Raw genomic sequence first — 17945 nt, 5'->3', positions numbered from 1 at the left:
GCGCGACGGTCGTGACGAGGTAGTACCCGACGGCGACGACGACGGCCGAGCGATCTCCCGGTGACGGCTGGGCGGTCGGCCACCGGCGGGGCCGGACTGAGATGATGGTGGCGTGGTGTCGAGCGTGCTCCAGGGCCGGGCCGAGCAGCTGGCGACCGATGCCCTGTCGTGGCTGGTCGATCAGGCCCGGCCGAGCACCGGCGGGCTGGCGTGGCCGAACCGGCCGAGCCAGGACGAGAGCGACCCCATGCTCTACAGCGGCGCGGCCGGGATCGTGCTGACCCTGCTGGAGGCGAACGGTCACTTCGGCGACGAACGCTACGCCGAGCTTGCCCTACGCGGCGGCCGCGGGCTCGTGGCCGTCGTCGACGACGGCTGGGACAACAGCTCGCTGTACTTCGGGCTGACCGGCATCGCGGTCGCGCTACACGCCATCCACGAGCAGCTCGGCGACCGGGACGCCGGCGCCGCGGCCCGCCGGGCGCTCGACACGGTACGGCGCCGTTTCGACGGGCACCGGTGGGGGCCGCAGGTGGATCTGTTGGGCGGCAACGCCGGCATCGCGCTCGGTGCGCTCGCGGTGGGCGATCCGGATCTCGCCCTCGCGGCGGTCACCCCGTTTGTGGCCACGGCCGAGCCCACCCGCCACGGGGTGCAGTGGGAAACGCGGGAGGGGCGCATCGCCCGGCAGCACCACATCTCCCACGGCACGTTGGGCGTCGCCGCCGCGCTGACCGCGGTGGCCCGCGCCACCAACCGGTCCGACCTGCTCGAGCTGGCGTTGGCCGCGACCGACGACGTGGTGTCCCGCGACGAGGCGGGCCCGGACGGCTTCCTCGTCGCACACTCCGATCCGCCCGACCGGCCCGAGCTCATCGACCGGTACAACTTCGGCTGGTGTCAGGGGCCGGCGGGGGACGCCCAGGTCTTCCGCCTGCTGCAACGCGAGCCCGGCCAGCCGCGGTTCGCGCGGTTGGTCGACCGCTGCTGGTACACCGTGACGCACTGCGGCCTGCCTCGGCGGCTGCGCCCGGGTTTCTGGGACAACAACGGGCACTGCTGCGGTACCGCCGGGGTGCTCGCGCTGGCGTGCGATCTGCTCGTCGACGAGACCGGCAACAACGGCGACGTCGGCGGTTTCGCCGACGTGCTGGTCGCCGATCTCGCCGACCGGGCGACCCGCGACGCCGCGGGGTGCCGCTGGTCCAACGTCGAACACCGCGCGACGCCGAGCGTCCTGGAACCCCGTACCGGCTGGGCGATGGGCAGCGCCGGCATCGTGCGGGAACTGCTGCGGTACGCGCGCATCGACACGCACCGCGACCCGGGATACCGCGTGCTCTGGCCGGACCAGCCCAGGTAGCGGTTCGGCCCGACACGTCGGGCGGGCGGTGACAGAAGCGTCCAGGTTGATACGGTTCGTGCCGTGCCTGCTGAACTCGATCAATTGCTGCCGCGTCCGGTGCTCTGCGTGCTCGGCGTCGGCCTGGACCCCGAGACGGTGCGGAAGGTTGCGGCCGGGGCGGGAGCCGCGGCCGGGTTCACGCTCGACGACGAGGATTTCGAACCGGATCGTGACCCGCGGATGACCCGGGCGTTCGAGGCGAGTCTCGCCCGGGCAAGCTTCACCGACGCCGACTGGGCGGCGGTCGCGCGGCACGACAGCGTCGCGTACCTGCTGCCCCGGCCCATGCGGGCGCTCACGATGCCGCCGGAACTGCGCCGGCCGGTGCTGATGGACGTCTCCCGTACGGCGCTGGCGGTCTCCGCGGCGCTGCTGCGTTCCGATGCCACCGCGGTGAAGAACGAGAGCAGCGCCATCACGCACGGTCGGGACCGGTGGCTCTCGCTGGCCGATGACGCGGCTGCCGCCGCGACGGACGAGGAGCTGGCCGCCATGCTCCACGCCGCCACGGTCAAGCGGCCGGTCTCCACCGGCGAGCTGTTCTACAGCTGCGGCATGCATCTGCTCGGCGCCCCCGACGCCGAACTCACGGCCACGCCGACCACCGACGCCGAGCGCGACGAGTGCGTCGCGCTGATGGACGCCCTGGCGCTGTACCTGCTGACCGAGGAGCGGGCGGCGACGATGGCCGACGGCGAAGCGTTCCGCCCGACCGCCGACGCGCCGCGCTGGCTGCTGCAGCACCACCCGGACGACCGGCACGACGCCGTCGACTTCTTCCACAACCCGCTCGGCTACTGGCGCCTCACACCCGCCTGAGCCGCCGCATCACACCCGGAGGCGATCGCGCGCGAACCGCCGTACCACGGCGAAGCGTGCCGGCTCGCCCGAGGTTGGCTACGTTCACCGCCAGGTGCCGGTCGCGACTGACGGGGAGTCGATCCTCCATCGCTCTGGCCGGGCCGATGATCGCGGTGCGGTCGTCGTGCCGTTACCGCGTCAGGACCTGAGCCCGCCGTACTGCGCGGTCCTTCGCCCGCGGGGCCGGCGGCGCTGCTGCCGTCACGGGGTGGTGATCGGAATGGACACGCCGGTCAGCTCCTCCGACCGCTGCCACAACCAGCGCGCGGTGTCGGGGTCCTCGGCGGCCGGATCCGGCCGCACGACCGTGGGGTGCCCGCGCATCTCGCGCCTGCCGCCCGGACCGAAAAACTGTCCACTATGGACATCTGGTGCGGTCGCGGCGTACAGCTGGGGTTCGGCGCCGGTCCCGGCGTCCTGGGCGACCAGCCGCCGGCCGAGCGTGGTGAGCAACCGCAGCAGGCCGGTCGGTCCGCTGGACTGGAGGTTGGTGGCCGCGAATCCGGGGTGGGCGAGCAGGCTGCGGACCGGACTTGCCGCGGCGCGCAGGCGGCGGTCGAGTTCCAGCGCGAACACGACGTTGGCGAACTTCGACTGCCGGTAGTACTTCCAGCCCGAGTACGAGCGCGCACCGTTCAGGTCGTCGGTGTGGATGCGGCTGCCGCGATGCAGGTCGGAGGTCACGGTCACCACCCGCGGGTCGGTGCCGCGCCGCAGCGAGTCCCACAGCAGGCCGGTGAGCGCGAAGTGGCCGAGGTGGTTGGTCGCGAACTGCAGCTCGTGGCCCTGCGGGCTCACCGCGCGCGGTGGCGCCATGACACCGGCGTTGTTGATCAACACGTCCGGACGCACCCCGTCGGCCTGCAGGGCGGTGGCGAACGCCGAGACGGACTCCAGGTCGGCCAGGTTCAGTCGCCGTACCTCCAGGCTCGCCTCCGGATGGGCGGCGGTGATGTCCGCGGCCGCCTGCCGGCCCCGGCCCTCGTCGCGGACGGCGAGGACGACACGGGCGCCGTGGCGGGCCAGCTGCCGGGCGGTGACCAGACCCAGGCCGCTGTTCGCGCCGGTGACCACGAACGTGCGGTCGGTCAGGTCGGGAATGTCCGCCGCGGTCCAGCCGGTCCCTGTCATCCGGTCGTGCCTCCACTGCTGGCGATCACGACGGCCCGCGCGAGCGGTCGGGCGTCGGAGATCGTGGTCGCTGCCGCGCCGAGTGTAGGTCCGCCGGCCGGTCGATCGATGAGTTCCGGGCCGTGCGTGCGTCACCATGTACGGAACCGGCAGCGCGCCGGCACGCTCGGTCGCGAAGGAGAAGCATGGCGAAGCTGATCTACTCGATGATCACCTCGCTCGACGGCTACGTCGAGGCAACGGACGGTGATCTCGGCGTCGGGGCCGAGGATCCGGAGGTGCACACCTTCATCAACGACCTGTTCCGCCCGGTCGGCACGTACCTCTACGGCCGACGGATGTACGAGACGATGGTCTACTGGGAGACCGTGCCGGCCACGCCCGACCTGCCGCCGCACATCCGGCAGTACGCGCGGGACTGGCGGGCCGCGGAGAAGGTGGTGTACTCCACCACGCTGGCTTCGGTGTCGAGCGCGAAGACCAGGATCGAGCGCAGCTTCGACCCCGACGCGGTGCGCACGCTGAAGGCCGAGGCCGATCGCGACCTCACCATCGACGGCCCGAACCTCGCCGCGCAGGCGATCGCGGCCGGCCTGGTGGACGAGTACCACCTGTTCGTCACCACGAGCGTCGTCGGCGGCGGCAAGCGGTTCTTCCCCGACGGTGTCCGCCTGGATCTCGACCTGGTCGAGCAGCGCGCCTTCGGCAGCGGGCTGATCTACGCCCGCTACCGGACCCGCTGAGCAGTCCCGCTCGCCGCCCCGGCCCTGGCCTCCCGAAGCGGTGACCGTCCACCGGTTGACGGATGCGGGCCGGGAAAGGAGACCGGCGGGCAGCGCGCGCTGTCTGCTGTCCCACGATGCGCGGTCACCTCGCGTCGGGACGGGTAGCGTCCCGGACCGTGACGACGATCCCGACCTCGGCGGAAACCGGCGACCGGCACGGCACGTTCGCCCCCGCGCGCAGCGAATGGCTCCAGAGCAGGGACCACGTACGCAATCTCGTCCGGCAGGAGATGATCGGCCGGCAACTCGACCGCCACCTGCCGGCCGCACCGCAGCGAGTCCTGGACGTCGGCGCCGGGCAGGGTACCCAGTCGATCCGCCTGGCCCGGGCCGGTCATCAGGTACTGGCCGTCGAGCCCGACGGTGCGATGCGCGCGGCGTGCACCGCGGCGCTCGCCGCCGAGCCGGCCGCGGTGCGCGACCGGGTGACCCTGGCCGACGGGGCGGTCGGCCGGCTCGCCCCGGTCGTGGCCGACCGTCGCTTCGACGCCGTGCTGCTGCTCGGCGTGCTGATGTACCTGCCGGCCAGCGGACCCGCGCTGGCCGAACTCGCCGCCCACGTCGCCCCCGGCGGCTTCCTGGCGGTGGCCGCCCGTACGACGACCTCGGCGTTGTGGCGTCCGGCCGCCCGGCAGGACTGGCTGGCCGCGGCGGAGACCCTCGCCGAGCACGAGGCCGCCCGCGCCGAGGGGCGCGACCTGCGCTACGTCAACGAAATCGGCAGCCAGGCCCGGGCCGACACCTTCGAGACCCTCGTCGGGCAGGCCGCGACGGCCGGCCTCGAACTGGAGCAGTGGTACGGAGTGCGGGTCGCCGTCGACCTGGCCGAGCTGGACCCGGTACCGCCGACCGATCCCGCCGAGTGGCAGGCGCTGCTCGATGTGGAAGAACGCCTCGGCACCACCGACCCGTACCGGCAGCTCGCCCAGCTCGCCCACCTCATCCTCCGCCGCCCCGCCCACTGACCGCACCGCCCACCTCCGGACACCGCCACGGCTGTCGATCGGACCGGACGGCATCCGCCACGAGTACGGTCGCCACGGCCACTGACCGCCCGACGGCGGCGTGCCGGACGGTGGTCCTGCCGCTCGGCGAGAACCTCGGGGAGTGAGGGATTCGGCGGGGCCGGGCTAGGGTTGGGGGGCTTCGCGCTGGAAGGGGACTGCCGGAAGTGCTCGCGCTGCACGGCCTGTGGACGGCTGATCGCCGGGTGGCGCTGTGGGCGGAGGATGCCCGACTTCTGGCCGAAAGTACGCGGGTGACCGCTGCGGGAGCGCCGGGGGCGCCGAGCCATCCGTACGCGTGCTCGGCGCCGGTACTGGCCGAGCTGCTCTCGGCCGTCGGCCCGTCCCTGGCGTGGCTCACCACGCGCGCGCGGCACGGCCGGGTGGTGCTGCAGCTGCCGGTGCAGGGTGGCCTGCCGGTGCCGTCGCCCGATCTCGCTACCTGGGGCGTGCGCGCGCCAGCGACCGGGTCGGTGGAACAGGGCCTGCTGCGGTTCGGCGTTCCCGCGTTGCTGTTCGACCCGGACGAGGCGGCACAACTGCTGGGTGAGCTGGCCGAACCCGGTTCGGCCGTACTGCCGACCGAGTCGCCGCCCGGCAGCCCGGCCGAGCTGCCGTGCGGGAACTCCCTGCTGTGGCTGATCCTGGTACACGATCTGGCCTGGCGCATGGTCGGTCGCGGCCGCGTGCTGCCCACGGTGCGGCTCGATGCGCCGGTGCCGGAGGCCCGCTGGGCACCGGTCTCCGACGCGACCGCGTGGGCCGAGATCCGCCGCCTCACCGCGTGCTGCCCGCCGGCCTGCCGCGCCGAGTGGACACCGCACGAGCCGGCGGGGCGCGATGCGGCCGAGCTGGTGGCCGACCTGCTCGACAGCCTGGTGGACCGGGAGGTGCGGGCGGCCACCCGGGATCGTCCACCGCTGGTGGCCTCCGCCACGACCGGGGTCGAGCGCTGGCTGCGCGCGCTGACCGCGGCCGACGGCCGCATCGGGGAGGCCGACGCGGACGAACTCGCGGCGCTCGACGACGCCCTCGGCCGGTGGCGACGCTCGGGGCAACCGCGTACCGGGCCGTTGCGACTGTGCTTCCGGCTGGTCGAGCCGATCGGGCCCGAGGCCGACGACCCGGACGGATCCGCGGCGGACGAGGACTGGCGGCTCGAGTTCCTGCTGCAGCCCGTCGACGAGCCCTCGCTGATGGTGCTGGCCGCCGACGTCTGGTCGGACGGCCCGGCCCGGGAGGCGTTGCGCCGCAGCGTGCACCGGCCCGCCGACGTGCTGCTCGCCGAGCTCGAACGGGCGGCCCAGTTCTTCCCGCGCCTGCGCGACGTGTTGCGTACCTACCTGCCCGGCGAGGTGATCCTGGACCGCGGCGACGCGTACGCGTTCCTGCGGGACGTGGCGCCGCAGCTGTCCGCCGCCGGGTACGGGGTGCTGCTGCCGGCCTGGTGGCGGCGACCGCACCGGTTCGGGCTGGCGCTGTCCACCCGGGCGGTGGCGGAGCGCGACGCCCGCCGCCTGCGGCTGGTCGACCGCGACTCCGTGGTGGCGTTCCAGTGGCGGGCGGCGATCGACGGGGTGCCGCTCACCGACGGCGAGATGCGGATGCTCGCGTCGGCGAAGAGGCCGTTGGTGCGGGTGCACGGCCAGTGGCTGCCGGCCGATCCGGACCAGATCGCCGCCGCCGCGCGGTTCCTCGCGCGCGCCGGTGGCGAGACCATGTCGAGCGCCGAGGTGCTGCGCCTGGCCGTGGACCCGGACGCCGAGGTGGCCGGGCTGCCGGTCGCCACGGTGGACACCGACGGCGCCCTGGCCACGGTACTGGCCGGCGCGGAGACCGGGCCGGGGAACGAACTGGTACCCCCGCCGGACTTCCGGGCGGTGCTGCGGCCCTACCAGCAGCGCGGGCTGGCCTGGTTGGGGCTGATGTCGCGGTTGGGGATCGGTGCGGTGCTCGCCGACGACATGGGGCTGGGCAAGACCGTGCAGGTCCTCGCGCTGCTGGCGGCGGAGCGCGGCGACGGACCCACCCTGCTGATCTGCCCGATGTCGTTGGTGGGGAACTGGCAGCGGGAGACCGAGCGCTTCGCCCCCGACCTGACCATCCACGTACACCATGGCGGACAGCGGTTGAGCGGCCGCGCGCTGGCCGACGCGGTCGGGCGCTGCGACCTGGTGGTGACCACCTACGGCGTGGCGCATCGCGACGTGGAGCAGTTGCGGGACATCGGCTGGCGGCGCGTCGTGGTCGACGAGGCCCAGTACATCAAGAACAGCGGCACGCGGCAGTCGGCCGCCATCCGCCGGTTGCCGGCGCGGCACCGGATCGCGCTGACCGGTACCCCGGTGGAGAACCGGCTCACCGAGCTGCACGCCATCCTGGACTTCGCCAACCCCGGGCTGTTCGGGTCCCGCGCGGCGTTCCGGGAACGCTACGCGGTCCCGATCGAGCAGGACGACAACGACCGGGCCGCGGCGGCGTTCCGGCGCCGGATCCGGCCGTTCGTGTTGCGCCGCCTCAAGACCGACCCGGCGGTGGCCGCGGAGCTGCCGGACAAGGCGGAGATGACCGTGCTGTGCAACCTCACCGCCGAGCAGGCCACGCTGTACCAGGCGGTGGTCGACGACATGCTCGACCGGATGAAGGGCGCCCGGGGGATCCGCCGGCGCGGTGTGGTGCTGGCGACGCTCACCCGGCTCAAGCAGATCTGCAACCACCCGGCCCACTTCCTGCAGGACGGTTCGGCGCTCCCGGGCCGCTCCGGCAAGCTCGCCCGGCTGGAGGACATCCTGCACACCGTCGTGGCCAACGGCGAGCGCGCGCTCGTGTTCACGCAGTACGCCCGGTTCGGGACGATGCTGCACCGGCACCTGCTGCACCGGCTGCCGCGCGACGTGTCGTACCTGCATGGCGGGCTCGCCCAGCGTCGCCGCGACGAGCTGGTCGAACGGTTCCAGCAGGCCGACGGGCCGGCCGTCATGCTGCTGTCGGTCAAGGCCGGCGGTACCGGGCTGAACCTCACCGCCGCGAACCACGTCGTCCACGTGGACCGCTGGTGGAACCCGGCGGTCGAGGAGCAGGCCAGCGATCGGGCATTCCGGATCGGCCAGCGCAAGGACGTCCAGATCCGGAAGCTGGTGTGTGTCGGCACCATCGAGGAACGCATCGACGCGCTGATCGAGGGCAAGCGGGCGCTGGCGCGGACCACGGTCGGCAGCGACGACGCCTGGCTGGCCGGCCTGTCCACCGAGGCGCTCCACGAGCTGGTCACGCTGTCGGCGGAGGCGGTCGGTGAATAGCGTGCAGCCCGGCTACTGGTCCGGCCGGTTCCTCGCCCGCGCGGGGCTGGGCGACGGCGACCACTATCCGGCCGACCGGGTGTCCGCGGTCGAGGTGACCGCCGGTTCGGCCGCCGCCCGGGTGCGCGGCTCGCACGCCCGGCCGTACGAGGTGTGGGTGGAGGTCCCGGTGTTCACCCCGGTGCAGTGGGCCGGGATCGAACGCGCGCTCAGCGCCGACGCCGCGGTCGTGGCGCGGCTGCTCGACGGTACGGTACCGGCGGAGGTCGAGGCGCTGGTCGCCACGGTCGGGGTGGCGCTGGTGCCGGATGCCACCGAGCTGGTGCAGGAATGCTCCTGCCCGCAGTGGTCGGTGCCCTGCCGGCACCTGACCGCGACGCTGCGCGCCCTGGCGCGGTCCTTCGACGAGGATCCGTTCCGGCTGCTGCTGTGGCGGGGCCGAGGCCGGGAACGGTTGCGGGCCCGGCTGCAGACGCTGACCGCCGCTCGGCCCTCGACCGTCGTACCGGCCGGGCCGGAGACGGGCCGCGTGCCGTCCCCGCTTCCCGGTTCGGCGCGCGCCTACTGGCTGGGTGAGCATCCCGAGCAGCTCGCCTGGCCCGACGACCATCCGCCGCAGGATCCCGATCCGGCCATCCGGCACCTGGCCGGCTCGGAGATCGTCGTCGGCCGCCGCAACCTGACCGACCTGCTGCAACCGCTGTACGAGGACCTCACGTCCTGGTGATCGGGGCCGGCGCGGTGCCGGCTGGTTCGACGGCCCGCGGCGCGGCGTGCCGGCACCGCGGGCGTCAGGCGGCCCCGGCAACCGGTCGGCTTGATCGCTCGACGCTGCCGGGATCGCGGCAGCCCGGCGGCGTACGGTGACGGTGCGGAGGGGAGCAGCGATGGGCGACGGCGACGATCTCGAACCGAACCGGCCGCATCGCGCAGGCCGAGCGGTGCTGCAGGTCCTGCAGGGACGGGTGCGTCCGGGCATCGGCGACTACGGGCAGTGGGTGTCGATGCACCGGGCCGTCTACCAGCGGTACACCGGGATGGTGCTCTACCCGGGCAGCCTCAACGTCGAGCTGGACGAACCGTGGCCGCTGCCGAGCCGGCGGATCCACATCGACGCCGCGGAGGTCGGCCGGGGCGTCAACCTGGTGCCCTGCCACGTGTTCGACCGGCCGGCGTTCATCATGCGCACGGACGAGAACGAGGCCGGTACCGGGTCGCATCCACGCACCGTCGTCGAAGTCGTCACCGATGTCCGGCTCCGGGACGCGTTCCACCTGGAGGACGGCGACCCGGTACGGCTCACCGTCTGAGCGGCCACCGGCGCCGCGGTGCAGAAGTTTCCGTGGCCGGGGTTGAACGGTTCGGGAGCGCGGTTCGTGATGGGGCGGGGAGGAGGTCCCATGATCGAAACCGTTCACCGGCGGCGAGCCGTCGCGACCGCCGGGCAGGCCCTGACCGCCGTCGGCGTTGCCGGCGTCCTGCTGTCCGCCGCGGTGCACCTGCAGCTGTGGGCCGAGGGCCTGGGCGGCGGTACGGCGATCGGTCCGCTGTTCGTGCTCAACGCGGTCGGCGGGCTGGCCATCGGTCTGGGCGCGCTGCTGTGGCGGCACTGGCTGCCGGTGCTGGGCATGTTCGCCTTCGGCGCCGCGACGCTCGTCGCCTTCTGGCTGTCGGTCACGGTCGGCCTGTTCGGCTTCCGGGAGACCACCGACGGCGTACCGCAGTTGCTGTGCGAGCTCGCCGAGCTGGGCGCGATCATCTGCGCGCTCGCGGTGCTGATCCTGCGCCGCGTCGAATCACGAGGAGACACCACATGAGCCAGGTACGTCCGACCCGCCGCGGGGTGCTCGCCGCCGGCGGCGCGCTTGCCGCCGCCGGTACGCTCGCCGCCTGCAGTGGCGGAGACGACGGCGAGGACAGCGGCTCCGACGGCGGGCAGCAGGGCCAGGGCAAGGGCCACCCCGCCGGCCTGGTCGCGCTGGACAAGGTGCCGGTGCGCGGTGCCGTGTCGGCCACCGGGCCGAAGGGCGAGAAGCTGATCGTGGCGCGGCCGGACCAGGACACGGCGGTGGCGTTCAGCGCGATCTGCACCCATCAGGGCTGCACGGTCGCGCCGGCCGGCTCGCAGCTGCACTGCCCGTGCCACGGCTCCGTCTACGACGCGCTCACCGGCAAGAACGTCTCTGGACCGGCACCGCGCCCGCTGGCCACCTTCGCGGTGCGGGTCAAGGCCGGCGAGGTGGTCGCCGACCAGTCTTAGCCTAGCGGCGCCGCGCGCCGAGCGACTGCCCCTGCGCGAGGCCCTCGGTACGCGGCCCGTTGAGCCGGGGGATCGCACTCAACAGGGTTCTGGTGTAGTCGCTGCGCGGGTCGTCGAACAGCTCGGCGCACGGCCGCGACTCCACGATGTCGCCGCGGTAGATCACGTTCACCGAGTCGCACAGGGTGCGCACGATCGACAGGTCGTGCGAGATGAACAGGATCGACAGCCCGACGTCGCGGCGCAGGTCCGACAGCAGGTTCACGATGCCCGCCTGTACCGACACGTCGAGCGCGGCGACCGGCTCGTCGGCGACCAGCAGCCGCGGGTTGATCGACAGCGCCCGCGCGATCGCGACGCGCTGGCGCTGCCCGCCCGACATGCCGGCGGGCCGGGAGGACAGGATCGATCGCGGCAGCTGCACCATGTCCATCAACTCGGCGCACCGCGCGTCGATCTGCTTGCCACGCAGCGGGGTGTGCCGCCGGATGATCTCGGCCAGCGCGGAGCGGATCTTCATCCGCGGATCCAGCGAACCGAAGGGGTCCTGGAAGATCATCTGAATGCCGCGCCGGTCCTCGGCGGTACGGGTGCGCCCGAACGGCCTGCCCTGGAACTCGATGGCACCCGAGTCGATCCGCTGCAGCCCGACGATCGCCCGCGCCAGCGTCGACTTGCCCGACCCGGACTCGCCGACCAGGCCCACGATGTCGGCCGAACCCACCTCGAGCGAGGCGTCGCGTACCGCGTGGAAGCGCTCCGCCTTGCCGCGCTGGGCAAAGCTGATGTTGACGTCGGTGCACCGCAGCAGCGGTTCGTCCACCGGCACGCCCACGCCGTCGACCTCAGCCATCGATGCCTCCCACGGGTACGCCGTCGGCGGGCGCGCCGACCTTGTGCAGGCACCGTACGACCCGGCCCGGGGTGCCTGAGGTGTCCGGGATCGCGCCGGTGCGACAGTCGTCCCGGGCGTACTCGCAGCGCCGCGCGAACTGGCACCCGCCGGCACGTTCGCTCAGCGAGGCGGCGCTGCCGGGAATCGAGTAGAGCCGTTGCTCGATGCGGTCGACGTCCGGCGTGGATCGCAGCAGCGCCTCGGTGTAGGGATGCTGCGCGCCGTCGAACACCGCGCGCAGATCGTCCGAGGACTCCATCACCTCGCCGGAGTAGAGCACCGTGACCGAGTCGCACAGCTGCGCCACCACCGCGAGATCGTGGGTGACGTAGAGCAGGCTGGCGTGCAGCTCGTCGCGCAGGTGGGTGAACAGGCTCAGGATCTGCTTCTGCACCGTGACGTCGAGTGCGGTGGTCGGTTCGTCGCACAGGATCAGCTGCGGCTCGCCGGCGACCGCGGCCGCGATCATCACCCGCTGCTTGAGCCCACCGGACAGCTCGAACGGGTACGCGTCGATCTTCGTGCTGGCGTCGTGGATGCCGACCAGGTCCATCAGGTGCAGCGCGTAGTCGCGCGCCGCCCGCTTGGTGAGCCCGTCGCGGCGGGCGACGGCGTCGATGATCTGCTTGCCCACCGGTACCACCGGGTTGAGCGCCACGGCGGGTTCCTGGAAGATCATCGCGACCGACGAACCGCGCAGCCGGGCGATGCGGCGCCGGTGCTCCCGGTCGGTCCGGGTCAGGTCGAACTCCTGGCCGGCGACCACCATCCGGCCCGACGTGATGCGGGCGTTGGGCGGCAGCAAGCCGAGGATCGCCCGCAGCGTCAGGCTCTTGCCCGAGCCCGACTCGCCCACGAGCCCCCGGGCCTCGCCCGGACGCAGCGAGAACGACACGTCCCGCAGCGCGTTGAGCTGCATCCCGCCGATGTCCAGTTCCAGCGAGAGGCCTTCGACGATCAGCAGCTCGCCGGTCGAATCGACTGTCATGTCACGCCTTCCTACCGGTCGATCCGCAGCTGGTGGGTCAGCCCGTCACCGATGAACGACAGCGCCAGGCTGGTCCAGATCACCGCACCCGCCGGGAACAGCGTCATGCCGTAGAAGCCGCCCGCGAGGAACTGCTGGCCGCCCGCCATCATCGAACCCCAGTCCGGGGTGGGCGGTGTGATCCCGAGCCCCAGGTAGCTGAGGGTCACGATGACGCCGACGTTCATCACGATGTCGCTCATCGCGTACACGATGGCCTGGCTGACCACGTTGGGAACGAAGTGGCGCACCAGGATGCCGACCGTGGAGATGCCGCTGGCCTGGCAGGCCGCCACGAACTCCTTGTTACGCAACACCATCGCCTCGCCGCGTACCAGCCGGGCGTAGGCGACCCAGGACACGCAGGTGATCGCGATGAAGATGGACAGGGCCCCGTTGCCCATCAGGAACACCAGCGCGATGACGAGGATGAAGAACGGGAACGCGGTGACGATGTCGGCCAGCCGCATCATGATGCTGTCGAACCAGCCACCGAAGTAGCCGGAGACGATCCCGAACGCGAGCCCGATGACGAACGGCGCGGCGACCGCGACGATCGCGATCGTCAGGTCGGAGCGCGCGCCGTACACCACCCGGGAAAAGATGTCGCGGCCGAGGTTGTCGGTGCCGAACGGGTGGTCCGCCGACACCGGCAGCAGCGCGTGCGCGGCGTCCGGCGTGATCGGGTTGTGCGGTGCGATCAGCGGCGCGAAGATCGCGGCGACCACCATCAGGCCGAGCATGCCGGCACCGATCCACAGCTGCAGGTTGTGCCGCCGCATCCACGCCGGCGCCCACACCCTGCTCTTGCGCGGTGGGGTGATCGCGGTCCGGGCGACCGCGGCGGCGTCGGTGACGGTCATGACAACCTCGCTCTCGGGTCCAGGCGGGCATAGGCGAGGTCGGTCCCGAGATAGACCACGACCACGAGCAGACCGAACACCAGCGTGCACGCCTGTACCAGGGCGTAGTCGCGGTTGAGGATCCCGGTCATCAGCATCGAACCCATTCCCGGGATCGCGAACACCTGCTCGATGACCAGCGCGCCGCTGGCGAGCGCGCCGACCTGGATGCCGAGGATACTGACGCCGGAGATGCCCGCGTTGCGCAGGACGTAGCCGTACCGGATGGGCCGCTCCGGCAGGCCCTTGGACCGGGCGAAGGCGACGTACTCGCTGCCGTACGACTCGATCATCGCCGCGCGCAGGCCGCGCACCATGATCGGCACGGTGCCCAGCGCGATGGTCAGCGCCGGCAGGACCAGTGCCCAGGCCCGGCCGCCGATGTCGGCCGGGTAGCCGCCGGCCGGGAAGATCGCGATCCGTACCCCGAGGAACAGGATCAGCATCGCGCCGATGAAGAACGTCGGCGCGCCCTGCACGACCGCGTTGAACAGCCGCACCGCCACGGCGGCGAGGCCGTTGGGGTGGGTGGCGCTGCGCGAGGCCAGCGGTACCGCGATGAGCATCGTGAGGATCGCGCTCAGCACGACCAGGATGATCGTCACCGGCAGCCGCTGGGCCATCAACGAGGTGATCGGTGCGTGGTAGTACACCGACGTGCCGAGGTCCCCGTGCACCAGTTGCTTGAGGTAGTTCAGGTACTGCAACGGCATGCTCTGGTCGAGCCCCCACTGGTGGCGCAGTGCGGCGACCGAGGCGTCGCTGGCCTTCTCCCCGAGCGCGGTACGGGCCGGATCGCCGGGGGCGAGGTGCATCATGAAGAACGAGATGGTCACCACGCCCCAGACGACGGGGATGGCGAGCAGGAGCCGTCGGGCGAACCAACGAAGCATCGAACCTCCTTGCGGCGGAGAGACCCTGGCAGAAAAGGGCTGCGGGCGCCCGTCGGGATCTCCAAGGCGTGACCGGTCGACCGGGTCCGGGCCCGCGTGCGGGCCCGGACCGTGCGGTCACTTGGTCAGCTGGACCTTCTCAAGGAAGTAGTTGCCGGTGGCGGCCGGGTGGAAGCCCTTCACCTTGCCGTACGAGTAGATGCCCGGAACGTAGAACAGCGGGACGTAGGGGACGTTGTCCGCGATGATCTGCTGCATCTGGTCGTACGCGGCCTTGCGCTCGCTCTGCTGCGACGAGCTGCTCGCGGTGGCCGCCAGCGAGTCCATCTTCGAGTTCTTGTAGCCCGAGTACAACGTGTTCGAGCCGCCGTCGTAGGTGCCGGCGAACCGGGCGATCTCGTCCGGGTCCACGATGTCGGTGGTGTACAGGCCGAACGCCATGTCGTAGTTCCCCGCGTGCTTCGCGGTCGACAGCGCACTGGGATCCAGCGTCTTGATCTTGACCTTGATCCCGATCTTCGCCAGGTCGCCCTGCACCAGCTGGGCCTCGCTCGACGAGTCCTGCGAACCGGACCCGACCATGATCGTGGTGGTGAAGCCGTGCGGGTGCGACGACTTCGCCAGCGCCGCCTTCGCCGCCGCCACGTCGTGCGGTACCGGCTTGATCGACTCGTTGTGCGCCCAGGTGGTGGGGGACAGGAAGCCGCCGGCGAGCGTGCCGTGCCCGTAGTACACGGCCTCGAGGATCGCCTTCTTGTCGATTGCCAGGCTGATCGCCTTGCGCACGTTGACGTCGTTGAACGGCGCGCGCCGCACGTTCATCGACATGTAGTCGATCTCGCTGGACGGGAACATGCTCACCGTCAGGTTCGGCTGCGCCTTCAGCGTCTTGATGCTCGAGTTCGACGGGTACTCGTTGATCTGGATCTGGTTGCTGGCAAGCTGAGTGGCGCGGGTGTTGCTGTCCGGCACCGTGGTGAACGTGACCGAGTCGAGGTGCGGGGTGCCCTTGCGCCAGTACTTGGTGTTCTTGACGATCTTCAGGCTGCTGCCCTTCGACCAGCTGGCGAACTTGAACGGGCCCGACCCGATCGGGTGGGCGGCGAACTCGGTGGCGGACTTGCCGCCGTAGTTGTTCGGCACGATCGAGTTCGCGTACAGCGCCATGTCGGCCGGCAGCGGGGACCACGGCTTCTTGGTGTGGAACACCACGGTCGCCGGGTCCGGCGTGTCGATGGCGGTGACCACGGTGTCGATGAAGGAGAACGGCGCGTCGCTCTTCTGGTTCTGCTCGATGGAGAACTTCACGTCCGCCGACGTGACCGTCTTGCCGTTGGTGAACTTGGCGTCCTTGCGCAGATGGAAGGTCCAGCTGAGCTTGTCCGACGACTGCGTCCACGAGGTGGCGAGCGAGGGCCGCACGCTCTTGCCGCTCTGGTCCGGGACGGTGAGCGTGTCGTAGATCTCCTCGATGACCCAGATCGAGGCGTTGTCGGTGGGTACCGATGGCAGCAGGCTCGTCGCCTCGTCCGCGCGGGCCATCACGAGGTCACCGCCGGACTGCGCGACACCCGAGCCGGTACCCGAGCCGCCGCATGCCGTCAGCACCACGGTCGAAGCGAGCACCACCGCACCGCACAGCGTCTTTAACCGTTTCATTGATGCGTACTTTCCTGTCGGGACATCGGCGATGTCGACTTTGCGAAGTGAGCTGAGCGGGCCGCGGCCGGGGTTCCAGCCTGGACGTTCAGATCGGGGTGCCAGCAGGGTAGGGCCGACGGTCGATGAACTTTTTGTGCAGACCAACAGAACTTGCCAGCAATTTTCGTTCATGTAAAGAGGCCGGTCGTTCCGTTGTGTGCGTACGCTCCTGGTGTCCTGCGCACCCCTCACCGAAGGTGATCGTGGCATGTCGAATGAGCTGATCCGCACCCCGATCGCGACCGAACTGGACGCGTTCTTCGGGCAGTACACCGCAGCAGATCAGTCCCGGGGGCTGGCGTACGGGATCGTCACGGCCGACGGGCTCTCCCACGCCGCCGGCTTCGGCACCGCCAACGACGACGGCCTGGTACCCGATGCGGACACGGTCTTCCCGATCGCGTCGATGTCCAAGAGTTTCGTCGCCGCGGCGGCGCTGCTCGCCCGCGACCGTGGCCTGCTGTCCCTGGACGATCCGATCACCATGTACTTCCCGCAGTTCACGGCGTCCGGCACGCTGGAGGACCCGTGCCCGCCACCGACCCTCGGGATGCTGTTCAGCATGTCCGGCGGGCTGACCGAGGACAACTCGTGGGTGGACCCGTTCATCGACGCCGCGGTGGACGTGGTGCTCGACCAGGTCGGGAAGGGGCTGCGCTACAGCCACGTACCGGGCGCCGAGTACGAGTACTCCAACCTCGGCTTCACGCTCGCCGGGCTCGCCGTGGGGCGTGCCGTCGGCCGCCCGATCGAGGACTTCGTCCGCGACGAGCTGCTGATCCCCCTGGGGCTGACCTCGACCTGGTTCGACAACGCCGCGCCCGCCGGCATCGAACGCGCCACCGGCTACTCGCTCGACCCGGCGGCGAACTGGATCCCCTACGCGCCCAACGTCTCGGCCGCGTTCGCCGCGGCCGGCGGGATCATGAGCACCGTTCGCGACCTGGCCCGGTGGATCGTCTGGCTCAGCTCCGCCTTCCGCGCGCCGCACCCCGACGACGTGGACATCCTCAGCCGCGCGGCTCGCCGCGAGATGCAGCGGGTACGGATCGTCGATACTCCATCGCTGAGCGTGCAGCCCGACGGCAGCCTGAAGCCGCTCGTCGGCGGGTACGGGCTGGGCCTGCGCATCTCCCTCGACGCACAGCGCGGCACGATGGTGTCGCACGGCGGTGGCCTGCCCGGTTTCTCGCTGTTCATGTGCTGGCATCCGGACTCCGGCAACGGCGTCGTGGTGCTGACCAACAGCCATCGCGGCAACCCGTCGGAGCTGTGCCAGCAGGCGCTCGGCCGCATCCTCGCCCGAGACCGGGTGCCGGCGCAGACGATCACGCTGTGGCCGGAGACGGTGCGGTTGCGCGAGGACGCCGACCGGCTGATCCGACGCTGGGACGACGAGCTGGCCGCCCAGATCCTGGCCGACAACGTCGATTTCGACCGGTCGCTGGCCGAGCGGCGCGCCGGCATCGAGGAGCTGATCGAACAGATCGGCCCGCTGACCGAACCGCGACCGGCGCCGCAGATCGTGTCGGCGGCGACCCCGGCCGACGTCACCTGGTCGATCCCGGGAGCCCGGGGCGAGCTGCTGTGCATGATCCACCTGACGCCGGTCGAGCCCGCGCAGATCCAGGAACTCGTGGTGCAGGCGGTCCCCGCGGACCGGCCACGCTCCGCCGCGCCGGTGGACATCTCGCCGCGGCGCGCGTACCTGCGCGAGAACTCCCTCACCGCCGCCACCAACACCAGGGTGGTACTTCCCTGACCGTGCGGTCGGGCCGGCGG

The 17945-nt window shown here is 71.6% G+C and carries 16 protein-coding genes; 10 read left to right on the top strand and 6 right to left on the bottom strand.

Going from position 1 to position 17945, the window contains the following annotated elements; genetic code table 11:
* The first annotated feature begins 115 nt into the window (after window positions 1-115).
* Together Asera_RS29430 and Asera_RS29425 are read left to right on the top strand one after the other, a co-directional pair.
* A complete protein-coding gene (locus Asera_RS29430) occupies window positions 116-1363 on the top strand; it encodes a lanthionine synthetase LanC family protein (protein WP_211255425.1) in 1248 nt (415 codons plus the stop codon).
* A gap of 63 nt (window positions 1364-1426) precedes the next feature.
* On the top strand, window positions 1427-2224 hold the full coding sequence (locus tag Asera_RS29425) for a hypothetical protein (protein WP_157034572.1): 798 nt from the start codon (window positions 1427-1429) through the stop codon (window positions 2222-2224).
* Window positions 2225-2467: 243 nt separating this feature from the next.
* Here Asera_RS29425 and Asera_RS29420 read toward each other — a convergent pair whose 3' ends face one another.
* Window positions 2468-3397, bottom strand: coding sequence for an oxidoreductase (locus tag Asera_RS29420; RefSeq protein ID WP_030443913.1), 930 nt, complete (start codon window positions 3395-3397; stop codon window positions 2468-2470).
* 185 nt (window positions 3398-3582) lie between these two features.
* Between Asera_RS29420 and Asera_RS29415 the strand changes: the two genes are divergently transcribed.
* The 7 genes from Asera_RS29415 to Asera_RS33730 all read left to right on the top strand — a co-directional run bounded on the left by Asera_RS29415 (window position 3583) and on the right by Asera_RS33730 (window position 10745).
* Window positions 3583-4140: a dihydrofolate reductase family protein gene (locus Asera_RS29415; protein WP_030443914.1), complete on the top strand. Its 558-nt coding sequence runs from the start codon at window positions 3583-3585 to the stop codon at window positions 4138-4140.
* Between the two features lie 158 nt (window positions 4141-4298).
* Complete coding sequence (locus tag Asera_RS29410; RefSeq protein ID WP_051801335.1) at window positions 4299-5147, top strand: class I SAM-dependent methyltransferase; 849 nt, start codon at window positions 4299-4301, stop codon at window positions 5145-5147.
* A 293-nt stretch (window positions 5148-5440) separates the two neighbouring features.
* Window positions 5441-8485: a DEAD/DEAH box helicase gene (locus tag Asera_RS29405; RefSeq protein WP_244844072.1), complete on the top strand. Its 3045-nt coding sequence runs from the start codon at window positions 5441-5443 to the stop codon at window positions 8483-8485.
* On the top strand, window positions 8478-9212 hold the full coding sequence (locus Asera_RS29400; RefSeq protein WP_157034573.1) for an SWIM zinc finger family protein: 735 nt from the start codon (window positions 8478-8480) through the stop codon (window positions 9210-9212). The genes Asera_RS29405 and Asera_RS29400 overlap by 8 nt, the downstream gene beginning before the upstream one ends.
* Window positions 9213-9372: 160 nt before the next feature.
* Window positions 9373-9795: a DUF120 domain-containing protein gene (locus Asera_RS29395; RefSeq protein ID WP_051801340.1), complete on the top strand. Its 423-nt coding sequence runs from the start codon at window positions 9373-9375 to the stop codon at window positions 9793-9795.
* Between the two features lie 90 nt (window positions 9796-9885).
* Window positions 9886-10302, top strand: coding sequence for a hypothetical protein (locus Asera_RS29390; protein WP_030443919.1), 417 nt, complete (start codon window positions 9886-9888; stop codon window positions 10300-10302).
* Window positions 10299-10745: a QcrA and Rieske domain-containing protein gene (locus tag Asera_RS33730; RefSeq protein ID WP_030443920.1), complete on the top strand. Its 447-nt coding sequence runs from the start codon at window positions 10299-10301 to the stop codon at window positions 10743-10745. The genes Asera_RS29390 and Asera_RS33730 overlap by 4 nt, the downstream gene beginning before the upstream one ends.
* Before the next feature lies 1 nt (window position 10746).
* Here Asera_RS33730 and Asera_RS29380 read toward each other — a convergent pair whose 3' ends face one another.
* From Asera_RS29380 to Asera_RS29360, 5 genes are all read right to left on the bottom strand, one after another.
* Window positions 10747-11598 (bottom strand): ABC transporter ATP-binding protein, encoded by an 852-nt coding sequence (locus tag Asera_RS29380; RefSeq protein WP_051801342.1) that lies wholly within the window; start codon window positions 11596-11598, stop codon window positions 10747-10749.
* Window positions 11591-12628, bottom strand: a complete 1038-nt coding sequence (locus tag Asera_RS29375) for an ABC transporter ATP-binding protein (protein ID WP_035295012.1) — start codon at window positions 12626-12628, stop codon at window positions 11591-11593. Before Asera_RS29375 ends, Asera_RS29380 begins: the two co-directional genes overlap by 8 nt.
* 11 nt (window positions 12629-12639) lie before the next feature.
* Entirely contained in the window at window positions 12640-13530 is an 891-nt protein-coding gene (locus Asera_RS29370; protein ID WP_051801344.1) for an ABC transporter permease, read from the bottom strand.
* Complete coding sequence (locus Asera_RS29365; protein ID WP_030443924.1) at window positions 13527-14462, bottom strand: ABC transporter permease; 936 nt, start codon at window positions 14460-14462, stop codon at window positions 13527-13529. Before Asera_RS29365 ends, Asera_RS29370 begins: the two co-directional genes overlap by 4 nt.
* A 117-nt stretch (window positions 14463-14579) precedes the next feature.
* Window positions 14580-16121 carry an ABC transporter substrate-binding protein gene (locus Asera_RS29360; RefSeq protein ID WP_169745779.1) on the bottom strand — a complete coding sequence of 514 codons (1542 nt, stop codon included), beginning with the start codon at window positions 16119-16121 and terminating at the stop codon, window positions 14580-14582.
* Between the two features lie 250 nt (window positions 16122-16371).
* Between Asera_RS29360 and Asera_RS29355 the strand changes: the two genes are divergently transcribed.
* Window positions 16372-17925, top strand: coding sequence for a serine hydrolase domain-containing protein (locus Asera_RS29355; protein ID WP_030443926.1), 1554 nt, complete (start codon window positions 16372-16374; stop codon window positions 17923-17925).
* Window positions 17926-17945 lie beyond the last annotated feature (20 nt).

It is taken from the genome of Actinocatenispora sera, assembly GCF_018324685.1.
Classification (GTDB): Bacteria; Actinomycetota; Actinomycetes; order Mycobacteriales; family Micromonosporaceae; genus Actinocatenispora; species Actinocatenispora sera.
The sequence above is the reverse complement of the archived record's forward strand: the minus strand, read 5'-3'. Positions and strand labels throughout refer to the sequence as shown.

Coding starts and splice junctions, on each gene's coding strand:
- Asera_RS29420 (WP_030443913.1), bottom strand. CDS start 3,397: ATGACAGGGACCGGCTGGACCGCGGCGGACATTCCCGACCTGACCGAC.
- Asera_RS29415 (WP_030443914.1), top strand. CDS start 3,583: ATGGCGAAGCTGATCTACTCGATGATCACCTCGCTCGACGGCTACGTC.
- Asera_RS29395 (WP_051801340.1), top strand. CDS start 9,373: ATGGGCGACGGCGACGATCTCGAACCGAACCGGCCGCATCGCGCAGGC.
- Asera_RS29390 (WP_030443919.1), top strand. CDS start 9,886: ATGATCGAAACCGTTCACCGGCGGCGAGCCGTCGCGACCGCCGGGCAG.
- Asera_RS33730 (WP_030443920.1), top strand. CDS start 10,299: ATGAGCCAGGTACGTCCGACCCGCCGCGGGGTGCTCGCCGCCGGCGGC.
- Asera_RS29380 (WP_051801342.1), bottom strand. CDS start 11,598: ATGGCTGAGGTCGACGGCGTGGGCGTGCCGGTGGACGAACCGCTGCTG.
- Asera_RS29375 (WP_035295012.1), bottom strand. CDS start 12,628: ATGACAGTCGATTCGACCGGCGAGCTGCTGATCGTCGAAGGCCTCTCG.
- Asera_RS29370 (WP_051801344.1), bottom strand. CDS start 13,530: ATGACCGTCACCGACGCCGCCGCGGTCGCCCGGACCGCGATCACCCCA.
- Asera_RS29365 (WP_030443924.1), bottom strand. CDS start 14,462: ATGCTTCGTTGGTTCGCCCGACGGCTCCTGCTCGCCATCCCCGTCGTC.
- Asera_RS29360 (WP_169745779.1), bottom strand. CDS start 16,121: ATGAAACGGTTAAAGACGCTGTGCGGTGCGGTGGTGCTCGCTTCGACC.
- Asera_RS29355 (WP_030443926.1), top strand. CDS start 16,372: ATGTCGAATGAGCTGATCCGCACCCCGATCGCGACCGAACTGGACGCG.